Here is a 285-nt window from a genome sequence, read left to right as displayed (position 1 = left end):
GGGGACTCGGTCGAAGTGCTGCGCTCCATCACCACCGCTGAGGAACCGCCCTACCTGAAGGTCGCGACCTTGGTGGACATGGAGGGCGGCACGTGGGCGCCGATCGACGATCCCGACGGGCTCCCTTACGAGCAACCGCTCGAGGACATCGATCCGGACATCGAGAGCACCGTGGAGGAGATCAGCATCGCGGTCGACGACCTCGACTCGACGATGCTGCCGATGCCGTACCCCGCCGAAGGCGTCCGCGGACTGGTGGGCACGTGGTCCTGGCATCCCGTCGGC

The 285-nt window shown here is 67.4% G+C and carries 1 protein-coding gene; it reads left to right on the top strand.

Annotation, left to right across the window (positions count from 1 at the left end; genetic code table 11):
- A partial coding sequence (locus tag D9V41_RS18205; RefSeq protein ID WP_208006958.1) for a TgpA N-terminal domain-containing protein occupies positions 1-285 on the top strand: 285 nt, incomplete at both ends.

Origin of the sequence: Aeromicrobium phragmitis (assembly GCF_003674095.1) — a bacterium.
GTDB lineage: Bacteria > Actinomycetota > Actinomycetes > Propionibacteriales > Nocardioidaceae > Aeromicrobium > Aeromicrobium phragmitis.
Note: the sequence above shows the minus strand (reverse complement) of the source record. Positions and strands in the feature narration are given on the sequence as shown.